This is a genomic window from Rhizobium esperanzae, assembly GCF_002204185.1.
Lineage (GTDB): Bacteria > Pseudomonadota > Alphaproteobacteria > Rhizobiales > Rhizobiaceae > Rhizobium > Rhizobium esperanzae.
Genome location: NZ_MXPU01000003.1, coordinates 50,624 through 64,299, shown reverse-complemented (window position 1 = coordinate 64,299; position 13,676 = coordinate 50,624). Strand labels below are relative to the sequence as shown.

Here is a 13,676-nt window from a genome sequence, read left to right as displayed (position 1 = left end):
CCTGCGCATCCGAGGATGAGGTTGATCAGTATGCCGTGTGGCGGGCCTGCGCGAAGTCCGAGGTTGCCAGCCAGCCGCTAGGCTTTCCGATGAGGGCCGCGAGGGCTGCCACCGGCAATCACGCAATCACCCTGAGATTCCGCGCAAACCGCTGCCAATTCGCCACATAATTTTCCGCCGAGCGGCGAATGCCCTCGACAGCCGCCTCATCAAGCACCCGCACCACGCGGGCCGGCGCGCCGACGATCAGCGAATTGTCGGAGAATTCCCTACCCTCCGTCACCAGCGCATTGGCGCCGACGAGGCAATTGTTGCCGATCCTGGCACCGTTGAGAATGGTCGCGCCCATGCCGATCAGCACGTTGTCGCCGAGCGTGCAGCCGTGGAGGATGGCGTGGTGGCCGATGGTGCAGCCCTTGCCCGTGGTCAGCGGAAAGCCCATGTCGGTATGGGCCATGACGCCTTCCTGGATGTTGGTGCCGGCGCCGATGGTGATCCTCTCATTGTCGCCGCGCAGCACCGATCCGAACCAGATGCCGACATTCTCGCCGAGCTCGATATCGCCGATCACATGCGCATCCGGCGCGATCCAGTGGAGGCCGGCGGCAGGCAGTTTCGGCGTCAGGCCGCCGAGCGCGTAGACGGGCATGGACCTCTCCTCAGACGATGTCGACCGAGAGCGTCGCAACACCCTCGATGCCGCAGGTGATGCGGTCGCCCCTGGCAACCGCGCCGACGCCGGCCGGCGTGCCCGTCATGATCACGTCTCCGGCCGCCAGCACGAAGAGCTTCGACAGTTCGGCGATGATCTCCGGCACCTTCCAGATCATCTGGTTGAGGTCGCCGTCCTGCACGCGCCTGCCGTTCTGCTCCAGCCAGATCCGGCCGTCGGCGGGATGGCCGAGACGGCTTGCCGGCACGATCGCCGAGACGGGGGCGGAATGTTCGAAGGCTTTGGCGAGCTCCCAGGGACGGCCAAGCTTCTTGGCTTCGCCCTGCAGGTCGCGGCGGGTGAAATCGATGCCGACGGCATAGCCGTAGATGCAATCGAGCGCTTGCTCGGCCCGGATGTTCGCGCCGCCCGATTTCAGCGCCAGCACGCATTCCACCTCGTAATGCACGTCGTTCGACAGCGGCGGGTAAGGGAATGGGTTGCCCGCCGGCAGCAGATTATCGGCGTTCTTCTGAAAGAAGAAGGGCGGTTCGCGGCTCGGATCATGGCCCATCTCGATCGCATGATCGGCATAATTGCGACCGACGCAATAGACGCGGCGCACCGGGAAACGCTCGTCGCTGCCTTCGACCGGCAGCAGAACCGGTGCTGGGCGCGGAATGACGGTGGCGGGATGGGGCATGGCGGGCCTTCCTGTTCAACGAGTCTTTCGGTGATCTTAGACGGAAAACAGTGCGGCGGGGAAGCGTGCTTGGCGGATTGACGCTGTTGCCGGCGGGCGATAACTTACGTCCATGAGCAGGATTTTCGCAGTCTCCACGATGTCTACGACCACCGTTTGGCGGTGGGTGGCCGAAGCGTGAACTGAATTCCGTTCATTGCAGAAGATACCAACCCGCCGGAAACGAGCGGGTTTTTTGTTGCCGCTCGTCTCCGCATTCGAGGACGAGAACGTGGACGATATCCAGAAACAGTTTCTTGCCGAGCGGGCGCGCGCCGCCGCCTGCCGCTCTCTCGCCAGCCGCTATGCCGGGGCCGCCTTCGCCTATGTTTCCGGATCCATCATGCGCGGCGAGGGGGCTGCTTTTTCGGACATTGATCTCGTCGTCGTGTTTTCGTCGCTCGACCGGGCTTGGCGGGAATCCTTCACCGAAGACGTTTTTCCGGTCGAAGCCTTCGTCCATGATCCGCAGACGCTGGCGCATTATCTCCATCACGACGCGGAGAGCGGCTGTCCCATCATGGTCAATATGGTTGCGACAGGCAGCATTATCGGGCCCGATATCGAGCGTGGGCGCCTCATCCAGGCGAAGGCGGCGAGCGTTCTCGCCGCGGGGCCGAAGCCTCTCGATAGCCCGAGCTATGATATGCTGCGCTATCAAGTCACTGATCTCGCCGACGACCTGCGCGGCGACCGACCGCCTGAAGAAATCGCTGCTATCGCGGCGGCTCTCTACCAGAAGCTCGCCGATCTGATGTTGCTTGGGCGCGGCGCATGGACCGGCCGCGGCAAGTGGGCGCCGCGGCTCATGATGAAGCTTGATGGGGAACTGACGGCGGAATTCGATGCCGCGTTCAGGCTGGCGGTGCAGGGTGACGGCGCCTGGCTCCTGGCTCTCGCCGATCGGGAACTTGCCCTGCGTGGCGGGCGCTTTTTCGACGGCTTCAAGCAGGAGGCTCCGGTGGAGGCGCGGCGGCTGGAATAGGTGCGAGTGGTCGATAGAGCCTCACCCTGAGGTGCCCCACGAGGGGCCTCGAAGGGCGAGGCGGCTGCGCCGGCATCGGATGTAGGCAAGAAGCAGCGGTGGAGCGCGTCCTTCGAGGCTCCGGCCTTTGCCCTGCGCGCTCAGGATGAGGGATGTTGGAGGATGCCGCGTTCCAACGAGAGGGGAGGAGCACGGGCGAGAACGTCGCTCCAAACTCCCTCATTCCTGTGCCTGTCACAGGAATCCAGCCACGGGCGAGTGCGCTGTCGCCACCACTCGTCGCCTGCCGTATCCTAACCAAGCCCACCTTGCGCCGCGCAAATCCTGTCAATCAGCCCATCGAGTTCACCCCTGGGCGGCCGGCCCTTAGTTAGGCGCTGCTTGAGGTGCATGATCGAGTCGGCCAGGATTTCATCCAGGCTCTCGGCGCAGGTGAAATCGCCCGCCACGCGCTTGACCTTGGAATTATCGAAAATGGCCGTCCAGGCCTTGTCGCCGAGGAGCGGGCCGATCCATTCCGGATTGTACTTGATCAGCGTGTCCGTCGGCACGTGGACGATCTTGGCTTCCACGCCCAGCAATCTTGCGATGGTCTTCTGGATATCGTTCCAGAGGTGCGCACGATCGGAGGTGATGTGAAAAATCTCTTTTAGCGCCGCGTCTTTGCCGAAAAGGCCGACGAAAGGCACGGCGAAATCGACCGAGCGGGTGAGCGTCCAGGGCGTGTGGCCGTCGCCGGCTACGATGATGGGGTCGCCGTCCAGCATGCGCCTTGCCATGATATCGCTATCGCCCATCATGATCGGCAGGCCGGTGCGGACAGTGTGGCTAGGGCGGACGATCGTCCAGACGAGGTTATCGGACTTCTTGAGCAGTTCCTCGCAGGCGATCTTGGCCTGGCTGTATGGCCAGTATGGATTGATCGCCGGCGTCTCCTCGGTGATCACGTAGTGGCGCGGCGGTTTTTCGTAGACCGAAGCCGAGGAGATGAAGATGTACTGGCTGCAATTGCCCGAGAAGACCTCGACATCGCGCGCCACCTGATCCGGCGTGAAGGCGATGAACTGGCAGACGACATCATAATTGGTCCCGGCGAGATCGGCGTAAGCGCTCGACCCCAAGTCGCCGACGATCGAGGTGACACCGGTGGGCAGGGCGGCGTCTCTCAAGCCGCGATTGTAGACGCTGACATCGTGGCCTGCGGCAACGGCGCGTTCGACGCAAGGATAGGAAATTTGGCCGGTGCCGCCAATGAAGAGAACTTTCAAAGCCATGGGAGTGACCTCGGAGGCTGGGCGCGGGGACTGTGATCACCTTTCATAGCGGTAAAGAATTTCATCGTCTCCCGCAAATCTTTTGCATCGCCGAGATCATGAGTGCGTCGTGCCCGGCTTCCGGCGGCGGCAAGTCTACCACCGCAGGAGCCGGATAGTGCCTATGCGTGCGCTTTGCGATAGGCCGCGACGGCAAGCAAGATCGAGGAGAGCAGGAAGTAGAATGCGCCGAAACTGGCATAAGGCACGATATCGTGGATCGTCGGCGTGGCCGTGCCGAGCGCTCGGCCGATCATGAAGCCGCCGGCAAGGGCGGATTGCGCGCCACTCAGGATCATCACCCATTGGGCGCCTTCAGTGCGCCAGCGCCTCACACCGGTATAGAGCTGCAACAGGCCCGAGAGGATCGCCCAGGCCCCGAAAACGGCGAGGACGGCATGGGTGCTCTTACCAAGCGCAATACTGACGGCGAGCGCGGTGACCGTGCTGACCACGACATTCAGCGTCTGCGACGGATTGGCCCGCAAGCCGCCATTGACCCGGGCGTCGACCAGATTGGCGAGCGCATCCCACAAGGGATAGATCACCAGCAGGAAGGCCGCAGCGCCCGCTTGCCCGGCAAGGAGAATGGCGGCGGCAATCCAGATGAGCGAGAATGCGGCGCGTGTGAAGTAGTAGGATCGCAGCCAGTCGGACTGATTGGAAGATTGATTTTGCATCGGCAGGGCTCCTGTTTTGTCTACCTGCTAGTAGGAAGGCGGCAAACAGGAGTCAACGCAATTCGCGGACACCTTCTTGTGACGGGAGAGCAGAGTGCCAGAGCTTGACAATCTTCCTACCAGAAGGTAGGCGGCGGTATGAAATCAACGGCATCGACCTCGGACAAAATCCTCGATATCGCCCAGTCGCTCATCGTGGCGGGTGGCTATAATGGCTTCAGCTATGCCGACATCTCGGACGCGATCGGCATCCGCAAGGCGAGCATCCACCATCATTTCCCTGCGAAGGCCGAGCTGGTCGCGGTGCTGGTCGATCGCTACACCAGGCAGGCGGCGGCGGGATTGCAGTCGCTGCGCGAGCAAGCCGCAAGCCCTGCCGATCAGCTGCAATTCTACATCGACTACTGGCGTACCTGCATCGAGAACGCCTCGCAGCCCTTCTGCGTCTGCGCCATGCTCGCCGGCGAAATGCAGATGCTGCCTGACGAGGTGGCCTCACGCGTGCGCGCCCATTTCCGAAATCTGGCGGCATGGCTGACCTCGGTGCTGCAGGCCGGCGTGGAGCAGGGCCTGTTCCGGCTGGACAAGCGGCCGGAAGAGCAGGCCCAGATGCTGATGGCCTCGGTGCATGGGGCAATGCTGTCGGCGCGGGCTCTCGGCGATCCCGGACTGTTTATCGCGGTGGTTGGACCCGAGATTGCGAGGCTGCGAACCGCATAGCGATCTCCTCCCGCCAATCTGGCGGATGCCGCGCCGAGGCCCAAGAGAGCCTTATCCTGAGGTGCCCCGCAGGGGCCTCGAAGGACGAGGCGGGTGCTCAGGCTGACGGTTGATGGATGCAAGGAGCGGCGCTGCGGCGTGTCCCTCGAGGCTCCTGCCTTTGGCCTGCGCACTTCAGGATGAGGAGCGTTGGAGATTGCCGTGGCCGGCAAGAAGTGCTGAGGATATCGTGTCCTCAATGACGAGGCAGACGATGCTGGAAAAAGAGTTCAATGACTCAGCGTCTCCGGCGATCCGGCATACTGCGAGATTGCAGCTTAGAACTCCTGTGGCCGGAGATTTTCATTTTTTGACAGAGCTTTTTTCCCGACCGGAGTTGGTTGCACATCGGCCTATGCCGCGCCCGGATTCGCCGGAAGAAAGTGCTGCGAGGCTTTCCCGTGACATAGGTCATTGGAAAGATCACGGCTTCGGGCGCTGGGCGGTCGAGGCAGCAGGCGCGCTGATCGGTTTCGGCGGCGTGACCCTTTCCAAGGAGTTCGGCGGCCTTAATCTTTCCTATCATCTCCAGCCTGCAAGCTGGGGGCAAGGATATGCCACGGAGCTGGTGCGGGAAACGCTGGCCTTTGCTTTCGACGAGCTGCATGCGGAGCGCGTGATCGGGCTGGTGCGTCCCATCAATGCCGCATCCAGCCGCATCCTCGAGAAATGCGGCTTCCGTTTCGAGCGCGAGGTGATGCTGCATGGCGCGCCGACGAACATGTACGCGCTCGGCTCGTAGAGGAGCATCTGCGCAGAACTGTCGCTGCGCGATCACTCCCCACCATCGCCAACCAGCGCATCCCGCATGGCGGCGTAGTACGGGGCAAGTTCTGGGATATCGGCAGCCAACGTATCGAAGACCGGGTCGGATGGCACAAGCGTCCCGGCATATTTCGCCTCGATGAAGGCTTGATGCGCGGCCAGCGCTGCGGCATCGGCCTTGTGCACGACGGTGAAGACGGGCGAGGGGACGGTGCGGCCTTTGACGATGATGCGGTCGAGTTCGACGGTGGTGTAGTCGGCGGCCACCAGCCTTGCGGTTTCCTCGCCGAGCAGCAGCGCCACGCCATAATTCTTCGAGGCGCCCTCGAGGCGGGAGGCGAGGTTGACGCTGTCGCCGAGGCAGGAATAGTCGAAGCGGCGGGTCGAGCCCATATTGCCGACGATGCATTCGCCGGTGTTGATGCCGACGCCCATCTTCAGGACGTGCGGCTTGCTGCCGAGTGCGGCCGCTTCCCGCTCCAACTGGCCATTCAGCCTCGATATGGCCGCCTGCATGGCGAGCGAGGCCCGCACGGCGTGAAGCGCATGGTCGGAATCGTCGAGCGGCGCGTTCCAGAAGGCCATGATGCAGTCGCCCATATATTTGTCGATCGTGCCGCCGTGATCCATCACCACATCGGAGAGCGGTGTCAGCAGCCGGTTGATCAGGCCGGTCAGCTGTTCCGGATCATCCTTCAGCGTCTCGGCGATGGTGGTGAAGCCGCGTACGTCTGAGAACAGCACCGAGAGCGTGCGCCGCTCGCCCCCGAGCTTCAGCTGCGTGGGATCGCTCGACAGGCGCTTGACCAGATCGGGCGAGATATATTGGGCGAAGGCGCGAGTGATCTGGCGCTTGTTGCGGCGCTCCTCGGCAAAATCGAAAGCGGCCTGGCCGAAGACGACGGAGATATAGGCGACCGTAGGCCCAAGCGGCGAGACGAAGACATGGGCCAGCCGGATACAGGCGGCACTGACGGCCGCAAAGGCGAGGAGGGCGGCCGCACTGTTCACGACCGTCAACCATCCCGTCGAGCGCCAGACGGTGGCGGCGGCCAGCAGCACCGATATCAGAATGCAGGCGGCAACCGTCGGCAGCCGGGCCTCGGCGATCGACAGGCCGCGCCGGATATTGTCGTAGATCGTCGCCTGGATCTCGACGCCGGAGACGAGCTTGCCGGTGTGAACGGTATAGGGGGTTGCGAAGGCGTCGACGCCGCCTTTGTCGATTTCAGGCGCATTCTGCAGGCTGAGGCCGACGAGCACGACGCGATCCTTGAAATAATCCGGCGGCAGCAGGTTCTTCGGGTCGAGCGCCTGATAATAGGAGACGGTGGGATAGCTGCGGGCCGGGCCGAAGGATTGGATAAGCCGACCAGCCGGCAGGGCTTCCGGCGCCACTCCCGAGGTCTTTGCAAGCATGGCGGCAAAGCCATCCTCGTAGCCCGGAATGCGGCGGAAGATGCCGTCGCCGCTGAGATCGATCGAGGCGATGCCGGTGACGGCGCCTGCGTCGGTCAGCTGCGGCATGGGTGTGGCGCGGATCAATTGCGAGGCCTGTGGCGTCTCGATCAGCGTCTCGTCGCCAGCCAGCACGACATCGGATCCGACGGCACTGGTGATCGCCGCGTCATTATCCGGGTTCGAGGGCTCGGCCATGATGATGTCGAGGCCGATGACGCGGGCGCCGGCGGCGCGCAACTGGCTGATGAGCTCGGCATGCAGCCTGCGCGGCCAGGGCCACTGCGCGTTGATATCGGCAAGCGAGGGTTCGTCGATTGCGACGATGACGGGTCCGCCGGGTGGCGGACGGGGATCGTCGACGGTCGAGAGATAGTCGAAGCTTCTGAGCTCCAGCAGCGACCAGGCGGGCAGGCGCGACAGAAGCGAGATGGCGACCAGTACGGCGAGCGACAGCACGAGCAGCCTGAGGCGACGGCTTGCGATCTGACCGCCGTTCAGTCCGGTCTGCCGAGGCGCGTTCTGTGCCGGCATCAGAAGCGGACTTTAAGCGTGCCCTTGAAGGCGCGGCCCCAGCCGGGCACGCCGGGGGTGATCTCGAAGTCCTCGTCGAGCAGATTATAGGCGGCCGCTTCCAGCTCGATGCGCTTGTCGAACGGCTCCCAGACCAGGTGGGCGTCGAGGCTCCAGTAATCGTCGAGCTTGGTGCCGAAGCGATCGCCGTCGCGCTCGCCGATATAGTTGGCGGCGACCGTCGCCTTTACCTTGGCTTCGTTCACCCAGGTCAGGGCAATCTGCCCGGAATTCTGCGGTATGAAGGGAAGAGGGCCGCCATAAATCGGCTCGAGCGGGTCCCTGTTCTCCGAATCCATATAGGCATAGGTGGCTGAAAGACCGAAGCCGTTGCCGAGCGCGACGTTGGCAGTGACGGAAGCGCGATCGATGCTGCCGCGCGAGATCGGCAGACTGGTATCCGAGGGAAGTGAGATCAGCGGCAAATCGATCGAGAAATCGTGCAATTCCTGATGCTGATATTCGACCGAAGTGAAGAAGCGGTCAGTCCATTCTGCATCCCATTGCAGGGCGACCGTATCCGTATAACCTTGCAGATTGGTCGAAAATTGGTTGGCCTGCAGCCCGAGTATGCCGATCGGGGCAAGGGTCGGCACGGTGGTATCAAAGCTTTGACGCATGAAGGCGGCCCGCAGCCAGTGGTTTTGAACCGGCGTCCAGGCGAGACCGAAGCGCGGCTCCAGCCGGCTGATATCGATGCCATCGCCTTCCAGGCGCGTGGCGAACAAGGCGTATTCGCCCTTGAGATCGGGCGTGATCTCATGCAGCACATCGACATAGGCGCGGCCGATATCGACGGTGTTGTTGGTGGTGCTGGGATCGCTGATGACTTCCGGGATGACCGGGAAGAGAGGAACGATTTCATAAGAGCGGGATGAGATGGTCTTGCTGGTGTCTGTCCACCCGCCCTCGATCCCGTATCGCCAGGTCAGCGGCCCGCTGCCGATGGAATGGCTGAGGGCCCCGATGTAAGTTTTGGATGAGATGTCCTCGACCCCATCAAGGACAGGAATGATGTCTGGATCGGGTAGGGGGAAAAGAGGCGCATCGTCGGCTTGAAGAGAGCTTGCTGTTCGCGATCTGGTCTCCGAATAGAGGAATGCACCATTCAATATATTTTCATAGGCGAAGGTGTGGCTCCAGCCTATGCCGGCATTGGTTAGCTCGTTCTCCACATCGCGGCGGAAATATTCCGACGTAACTATCGCCCTAATCGGAACGCCCGCCAAATTGAACAGGTCCGTCAGCACCGTGCCCTGCGTTTGCGCGTTCAATGTTCCATCATTCTTGCCGTGGTTGACGAACGCGACCACGCGATCATCGGGCGTGACCGTTGCCGTCAGATAACCGTTGGCGCCCAGCAGCTTATTATCCGTCTGGACACCGCCGAAATCCCGGTAGTCGCGGTCGAGCGCCAGCTCTTCCCAGGTCAAGTTGCCGTAGAAGCTGATCGGGATGGTTTCGTTGGAATAGCCCTGGATATCGGCTTCACCGATACGTCTGGTATGCCCGTCGAGGCTGTTGATGCCGCCGCCGAGCGAGCCTTCGATGAACGGAACGTCGAACAGCGTCGCCGAGCGTGAACGGCCGGAGAGCATGTGCGGATTGATCAGCAGGCCCTGGATGAAGGATGAGTAGCTCGATGCGTTGCCGCGGTTCTGGATGATGTTGTCGTCGCTGAAATTGGTGGCGTTGACGAAAGGAAAGATGCTGCCCTTGATCGACTGATCGATATAGCCGCTGCCTTGGAAGGGATCGAAAACCGCATCACCATAATAGCGGCCCCAGGCGTCCAGCCCCTGCAGGCGGAAGGCATCGTTCAAGGTCGATCCGGCGCTCGCATTGGCGCCGAGGCTGCTGTAATCGCCGCCGCGGGCGCGCGAGCGGCGCAGGAACTCCTGCGCGTTGCGGATCGCGCCGTCGGCGTCGTAATCGTCGATATCGACGGCAGTGCGGAAGGCCGAGATGGCCGGGTCGTTCTTGTCGAGCCGGTCGGCATTGTCGAGCGCCTGCTGCGAGGGGATACGGTCGCCCTTTTCGTAATGGGCGGCGGCCAGCATCAGCTGCGACTGCGAATGCGCCGGATTGGCGGTGCTGGCGGCGAGCAGATCTTGGAGCGCCTTATCGCGCTCGCCGGTCTGCAGGTAATAGCGGCCGCGGGCGAGCAGGACGAGATCGAAGGATGGATCGAGGGCGATTGCCGTATCGATCTCGCGCTTGGCCTCCTTCATCCGCCCCTGGTCGAGATAGAGTATTGCCAAGTTCGCGTGCAGCAGCGGGTCCTGCGGATCGAGCTCGATCGCCTTCTTGAAGGCCTTTTCCGCTTCGCCATTGGCGTCGCGCGAACTCTGCAGCAGGCCGAGCGAATTCAGCGTGCCTGATGCGCCGGGGGCGAGTTCGATGGCGCGGTTCAGATCGGCAAGCGCGCCGTTGATGTCGCTCTGATAGACCGCCCTGTAGCTCGCGCGGGCGGAGAGCGCCATTGGATGGTCAGGGTCGAGCGCCAGCGAGCGTTCGATCGCCTCCTTCATCTGTTCGCCGTCGTCGGTGAGCTGCGCCAGCTGGGCGCGGACCGCCGGCAGGGTCGGATCGTCGGGATAGCGCTGTTCGGCTTTCTTGATGATCTCGAGCGCCGCGCGAGGGTTTTCCAAGAAGCCGGTCGTATAGGCTTGCATGATCGCGCCGTAGGGGCCGGCGGTATTGGCCGGCGGCGGTTCGGCATGTTTGGGATCGGCAAGCGAACGGGCGAAATAGCCGCCATATTGCGCCATGTTGCGGCGTGTCGGATCGAGATGCGGCAGGGCTTTCTGGAAGAGCTTTGCGGCATCGCCATAGCGCTTTTCGGAGCCGGCGATGGTGGCGTCGATCAGGTCGACGCGCGCCTGCTGGGCTGCCGTCAGCTTGCGGCCGCGGATATTCTCCAGCGTTGCGGCTGCGGCCTGCCGTCCATCGAAGGCGCTCTGCACTTCGGCGAGTTCCAGCCAGTCTTCAGTCGTGCGGCGCTCTGGCGGCAGCGCCAGCAGGCGGCGGCGCTCCGTCGCCATGCGGTCGGCCCGCAAGGGCGAGGTCGGCATCAGGTCGAAGCCGTCGCGCAGGTCCAGATAGAAAAGCATCTGTTCGCGGTCATCGGGATTGACACTGATGATCTTGTGCGGCGCCTGGCCGATGGTGGCGACTGCCCCTTCACCCTCGCTGACCTCGACGCTGCCCTGCGGGTTGCTGAGCGCCACGCGGCCTTCCAGCACGATCATCGAGGTCTTGGCGCCCTCGACGGTCATCGTCCAGTCGGTGCCGCGGATCGCGGCGGCGGCAGCCGGTGTTTCCACAGTCAGGCCCTGGCCGCCGCGCTCGGCGCGTGCCCAGATGGTGCCGGATTGGAGATTGAGCACCGTATCGCCGCTCGCGGCCATCTTCTTGACCTGCAGCGACGAATTGCGGCCGAGGCGGACCTGGGTGTGATCGGAAAAGACGATGGCGAGCTGGCCGTTGGCGTTAGTGCGCAGTACGTCTCCAGTCAGGAGATCCTGGTTGATATCGACGACGCGCCAGTCCGACACGTCGATGAATCGCACTTCCTCGCCGGTCTTTCGGGCAATGACCGAGCCGGCGACCGGCGTGGCACGCGGCAGGGGATCGGCCATCGCCGGCAGCCCGAACCCGGGTACGACAAACGCAAGCGCCACCCCGATGCGACAGATGTTACTGGAATAACCCCGCATGTCCTCGACCCCATACCCCGCTTCCCCTTTGTCCGCGTGGAGTGGAAAAGTCAAGCATGTTGCACACGTGTTCTTGCTTTCGTCGAGAAGTGTAATATCAGGGAAACACTTTGGGGTATGGAGTATTCAGGTGAGCGAGTTTGAAAATGCCACTGAGGTAATGCTGAGCAATCCCTCGAGCGGGGACGTCAGCACCGAGTATTTCGATCATATCAAGAAAATCAATGACATATTTTATGATCAGATCAAGATATCCGATCAGAAGGCCGCCTATATCTTTACTTTCATGCTCGCCTTTCTGGTGAGTTCGAGCGAGGTGAGGGCCGTCTTCAGCCTGGCGCGCTACGCCGGGGGGACGCCGGGCAGCATACTGTTCTCCGGCCTGCTTGCCGCAGCCTCGGTCTTCTCCATCCTGTCGGCGATTCTCGTCGTGCTGCCGCGGCGTCTCGGCGCCTCCACCTCGCTGTTCTGGGGCTCCTGGCCCAAGCATCGCGACATGTTCTTCGAGGCCGCTGTTCGCCGTGACGAGCGCTACCTCTTCGACCAGTATTTCGAAAATGCCAACATCCTCTCCGCCATCGCCTGCAACAAGTACCGCTGTGTCACCTTTGCATTTCGCGGGCTGATGGTGAGCGTGATCGCCTATGTGCTGCTTTTGGTGGCGGAGTGAGGGTGGGGCCTTAAAGAGAGCCTCACTCCAGGGACGCGATGGCGAGGCGGTACGCTGGATTGATGATAGCCAGGAGCAGCGCTGGAGTGTGTCCTTCGAGGCTTCGCCCTGCGGGCTACGCGCCTCAGTATGAAGGAGGTTGGAGGATGCCGCGCTCATGAGGACGTTGGCGGATGTCGCGGCCGATGAGCGGTGTGGGGATATCGCCCAGCGTTCAAGAGAGCCTCATCCTGCGGTGCCCGTGAGGGGCCTCGAAGGGCGAGGGGCACTCCTAATATCACCGAAAATTGAAGCCGCGGGCGTGGCCGGGCCTCCTGCGCGGGCCAAGCTGTGTTACAGTTTCCTCGCTTGATGGCGCGGGGATTTGTCGATGCTGACGACGATTGCGGTGCTCATGGGTCTTACCGGAGTCGTGCCGACAGCTGGGGTGGGCGGAAACGAGGTCGACGTGACGCTGGTGCTTGCCGTCGACACTTCGCGGTCAATGGACTTCGAAGAGATCGGCATTCAGCGCGACGGTTATGTCGAAGCGCTCAAGCACAAGGAATTCATCGATGCGGTCAAGGGCGGGCTCACCGGCCGCATCGCCATCAGCTATTTCGAATGGGCGGGCTATGTCGTCCAGGATTCGATGATCGACTGGCAGGTCATCGAGACGGAGGCGGATGCGATCGCCTTTGCCGACAAGCTCGACGCCCGGCCGATTGCCACGCAACGGCGCACCTCGATCTCCACCGCCATCGATCAGGGCGCCAGCATGATCACCACCGGTCCCTTTCGCGGCAGGCGCGAGGTGATCGACGTTTCCGGCGACGGCCCTAACAATTCCGGCGATCCCGTCATACCCGCCCGCGACAAGGCGGTGGCGTCAGGCATGATCATCAACGGCCTGACCATCATGCTGCGTCCTTCCGATGCCCCCGGCGGGCTCGACAAATATTACGCCGATTGCGTGATCGGCGGCCCCGGCAGCTTCGTGCTGCCGGTCCACAAGATCGAGGATTTCGCCATCGCGGTGCGCCGCAAGCTGGTGCTCGAGATCAGCGGCATTTCTCCGTCGCCTGGGGTGGAGAGGATCGCTGCGGACGCGCCGACGACGGATTGTCTGATCGGCGAGAAGCAGTGGCGGGATATATTCGATCGGTGAGGCGTGGCTGTGGCGCGACTTGGGATGAGAGGACACGCCGTGTCGCACCCCCCTCTGTCCTGCCGGACATCTCCCACAGGGAGGGAGATCGGCTGGGCGTAACGGCTTCCCCAAACAACTAAAGCATCGTGATTGTCGCTGCCGGTTGGGAGGGAGCGACGGTCAGGCCACTTGCCAATCTCCACCCTTGTGGGGGAGATGTCCGGCAGGACA

At 62.6% G+C, this 13,676-nt stretch carries 11 protein-coding genes; 5 read left to right on the top strand and 6 right to left on the bottom strand.

From position 1 onward, the window contains the following. Positions 1 to 118: 118 nt before the first annotated feature. Both B5E41_RS04670 and B5E41_RS04665 read right to left on the bottom strand, forming a co-directional pair. Positions 119 to 649 (bottom strand): gamma carbonic anhydrase family protein, encoded by a 531-nt coding sequence (locus tag B5E41_RS04670; protein ID WP_088391464.1) that lies wholly within the window; start codon positions 647 to 649, stop codon positions 119 to 121. 10 nt (positions 650 to 659) lie between these two features. Further along, complete coding sequence (locus tag B5E41_RS04665) at positions 660 to 1,355, bottom strand: fumarylacetoacetate hydrolase family protein (RefSeq protein ID WP_088391462.1); 696 nt, start codon at positions 1,353 to 1,355, stop codon at positions 660 to 662. A gap of 271 nt (positions 1,356 to 1,626) precedes the next feature. Here B5E41_RS04665 and B5E41_RS04660 point away from each other — a divergent pair, with 271 nt between their 5' ends. Then, positions 1,627 to 2,379: a nucleotidyltransferase domain-containing protein gene (locus B5E41_RS04660; protein ID WP_088391981.1), complete on the top strand. Its 753-nt coding sequence runs from the start codon at positions 1,627 to 1,629 to the stop codon at positions 2,377 to 2,379. A 293-nt stretch (positions 2,380 to 2,672) separates the two neighbouring features. Here the strand turns inward: B5E41_RS04660 and B5E41_RS04655 are convergent, their stop codons facing one another. Further along, positions 2,673 to 3,653 (bottom strand): SDR family oxidoreductase, encoded by a 981-nt coding sequence (locus B5E41_RS04655; RefSeq protein ID WP_088391460.1) that lies wholly within the window; start codon positions 3,651 to 3,653, stop codon positions 2,673 to 2,675. Positions 3,654 to 3,814: 161 nt separating this feature from the next. Further along, the gene (locus tag B5E41_RS04650) at positions 3,815 to 4,372 is read right to left on the bottom strand and encodes a DUF308 domain-containing protein (RefSeq protein WP_088391458.1); all 558 of its coding nucleotides are present in this window, start codon (positions 4,370 to 4,372) and stop codon (positions 3,815 to 3,817) included. Between the two features lie 138 nt (positions 4,373 to 4,510). Here B5E41_RS04650 and B5E41_RS04645 point away from each other — a divergent pair, with 138 nt between their 5' ends. Together B5E41_RS04645 and B5E41_RS04640 are read left to right on the top strand one after the other, a co-directional pair. Then, complete coding sequence (locus B5E41_RS04645; protein WP_088391456.1) at positions 4,511 to 5,092, top strand: TetR/AcrR family transcriptional regulator; 582 nt, start codon at positions 4,511 to 4,513, stop codon at positions 5,090 to 5,092. Between the two features lie 253 nt (positions 5,093 to 5,345). Continuing rightward, the gene (locus B5E41_RS04640) at positions 5,346 to 5,873 is read left to right on the top strand and encodes a GNAT family N-acetyltransferase (RefSeq protein WP_088391979.1); all 528 of its coding nucleotides are present in this window, start codon (positions 5,346 to 5,348) and stop codon (positions 5,871 to 5,873) included. A gap of 32 nt (positions 5,874 to 5,905) precedes the next feature. Here B5E41_RS04640 and B5E41_RS04635 read toward each other — a convergent pair whose 3' ends face one another. Next, positions 5,906 to 7,888, bottom strand: a complete 1,983-nt coding sequence (locus tag B5E41_RS04635; RefSeq protein ID WP_088391454.1) for an adenylate/guanylate cyclase domain-containing protein — start codon at positions 7,886 to 7,888, stop codon at positions 5,906 to 5,908. Further along, a complete protein-coding gene (locus B5E41_RS04630) occupies positions 7,888 to 11,646 on the bottom strand; it encodes a FecR domain-containing protein (RefSeq protein WP_088391452.1) in 3,759 nt (1,252 codons plus the stop codon). The genes B5E41_RS04635 and B5E41_RS04630 overlap by 1 nt, the downstream gene beginning before the upstream one ends. A 130-nt stretch (positions 11,647 to 11,776) precedes the next feature. On the opposite strand from B5E41_RS04630, the gene B5E41_RS04625 reads away from it, so the two are divergent. Together B5E41_RS04625 and B5E41_RS04620 are read left to right on the top strand one after the other, a co-directional pair. After that, positions 11,777 to 12,316 carry a Pycsar system effector family protein gene (locus B5E41_RS04625; protein ID WP_088391450.1) on the top strand — a complete coding sequence of 180 codons (540 nt, stop codon included), beginning with the start codon at positions 11,777 to 11,779 and terminating at the stop codon, positions 12,314 to 12,316. A gap of 370 nt (positions 12,317 to 12,686) precedes the next feature. Beyond that, a complete protein-coding gene (locus B5E41_RS04620) occupies positions 12,687 to 13,463 on the top strand; it encodes a DUF1194 domain-containing protein (protein WP_088391448.1) in 777 nt (258 codons plus the stop codon). Positions 13,464 to 13,676 lie beyond the last annotated feature (213 nt).

Bases quoted from the DNA above. Each gene is read 5' to 3' on its own strand.
- B5E41_RS04670 (WP_088391464.1), bottom strand. From the start codon at position 649: ATGCCCGTCTACGCGCTCGGCGGCCTGACGCCGAAACTGCCTGCCGCC.
- B5E41_RS04665 (WP_088391462.1), bottom strand. From the start codon at position 1,355: ATGCCCCATCCCGCCACCGTCATTCCGCGCCCAGCACCGGTTCTGCTG.
- B5E41_RS04655 (WP_088391460.1), bottom strand. From the start codon at position 3,653: ATGGCTTTGAAAGTTCTCTTCATTGGCGGCACCGGCCAAATTTCCTAT.
- B5E41_RS04650 (WP_088391458.1), bottom strand. From the start codon at position 4,372: ATGCAAAATCAATCTTCCAATCAGTCCGACTGGCTGCGATCCTACTAC.
- B5E41_RS04645 (WP_088391456.1), top strand. From the start codon at position 4,511: ATGAAATCAACGGCATCGACCTCGGACAAAATCCTCGATATCGCCCAG.
- B5E41_RS04640 (WP_088391979.1), top strand. From the start codon at position 5,346: ATGCTGGAAAAAGAGTTCAATGACTCAGCGTCTCCGGCGATCCGGCAT.
- B5E41_RS04635 (WP_088391454.1), bottom strand. From the start codon at position 7,888: ATGCCGGCACAGAACGCGCCTCGGCAGACCGGACTGAACGGCGGTCAG.
- B5E41_RS04630 (WP_088391452.1), bottom strand. From the start codon at position 11,646: ATGCGGGGTTATTCCAGTAACATCTGTCGCATCGGGGTGGCGCTTGCG.
- B5E41_RS04620 (WP_088391448.1), top strand. From the start codon at position 12,687: ATGCTGACGACGATTGCGGTGCTCATGGGTCTTACCGGAGTCGTGCCG.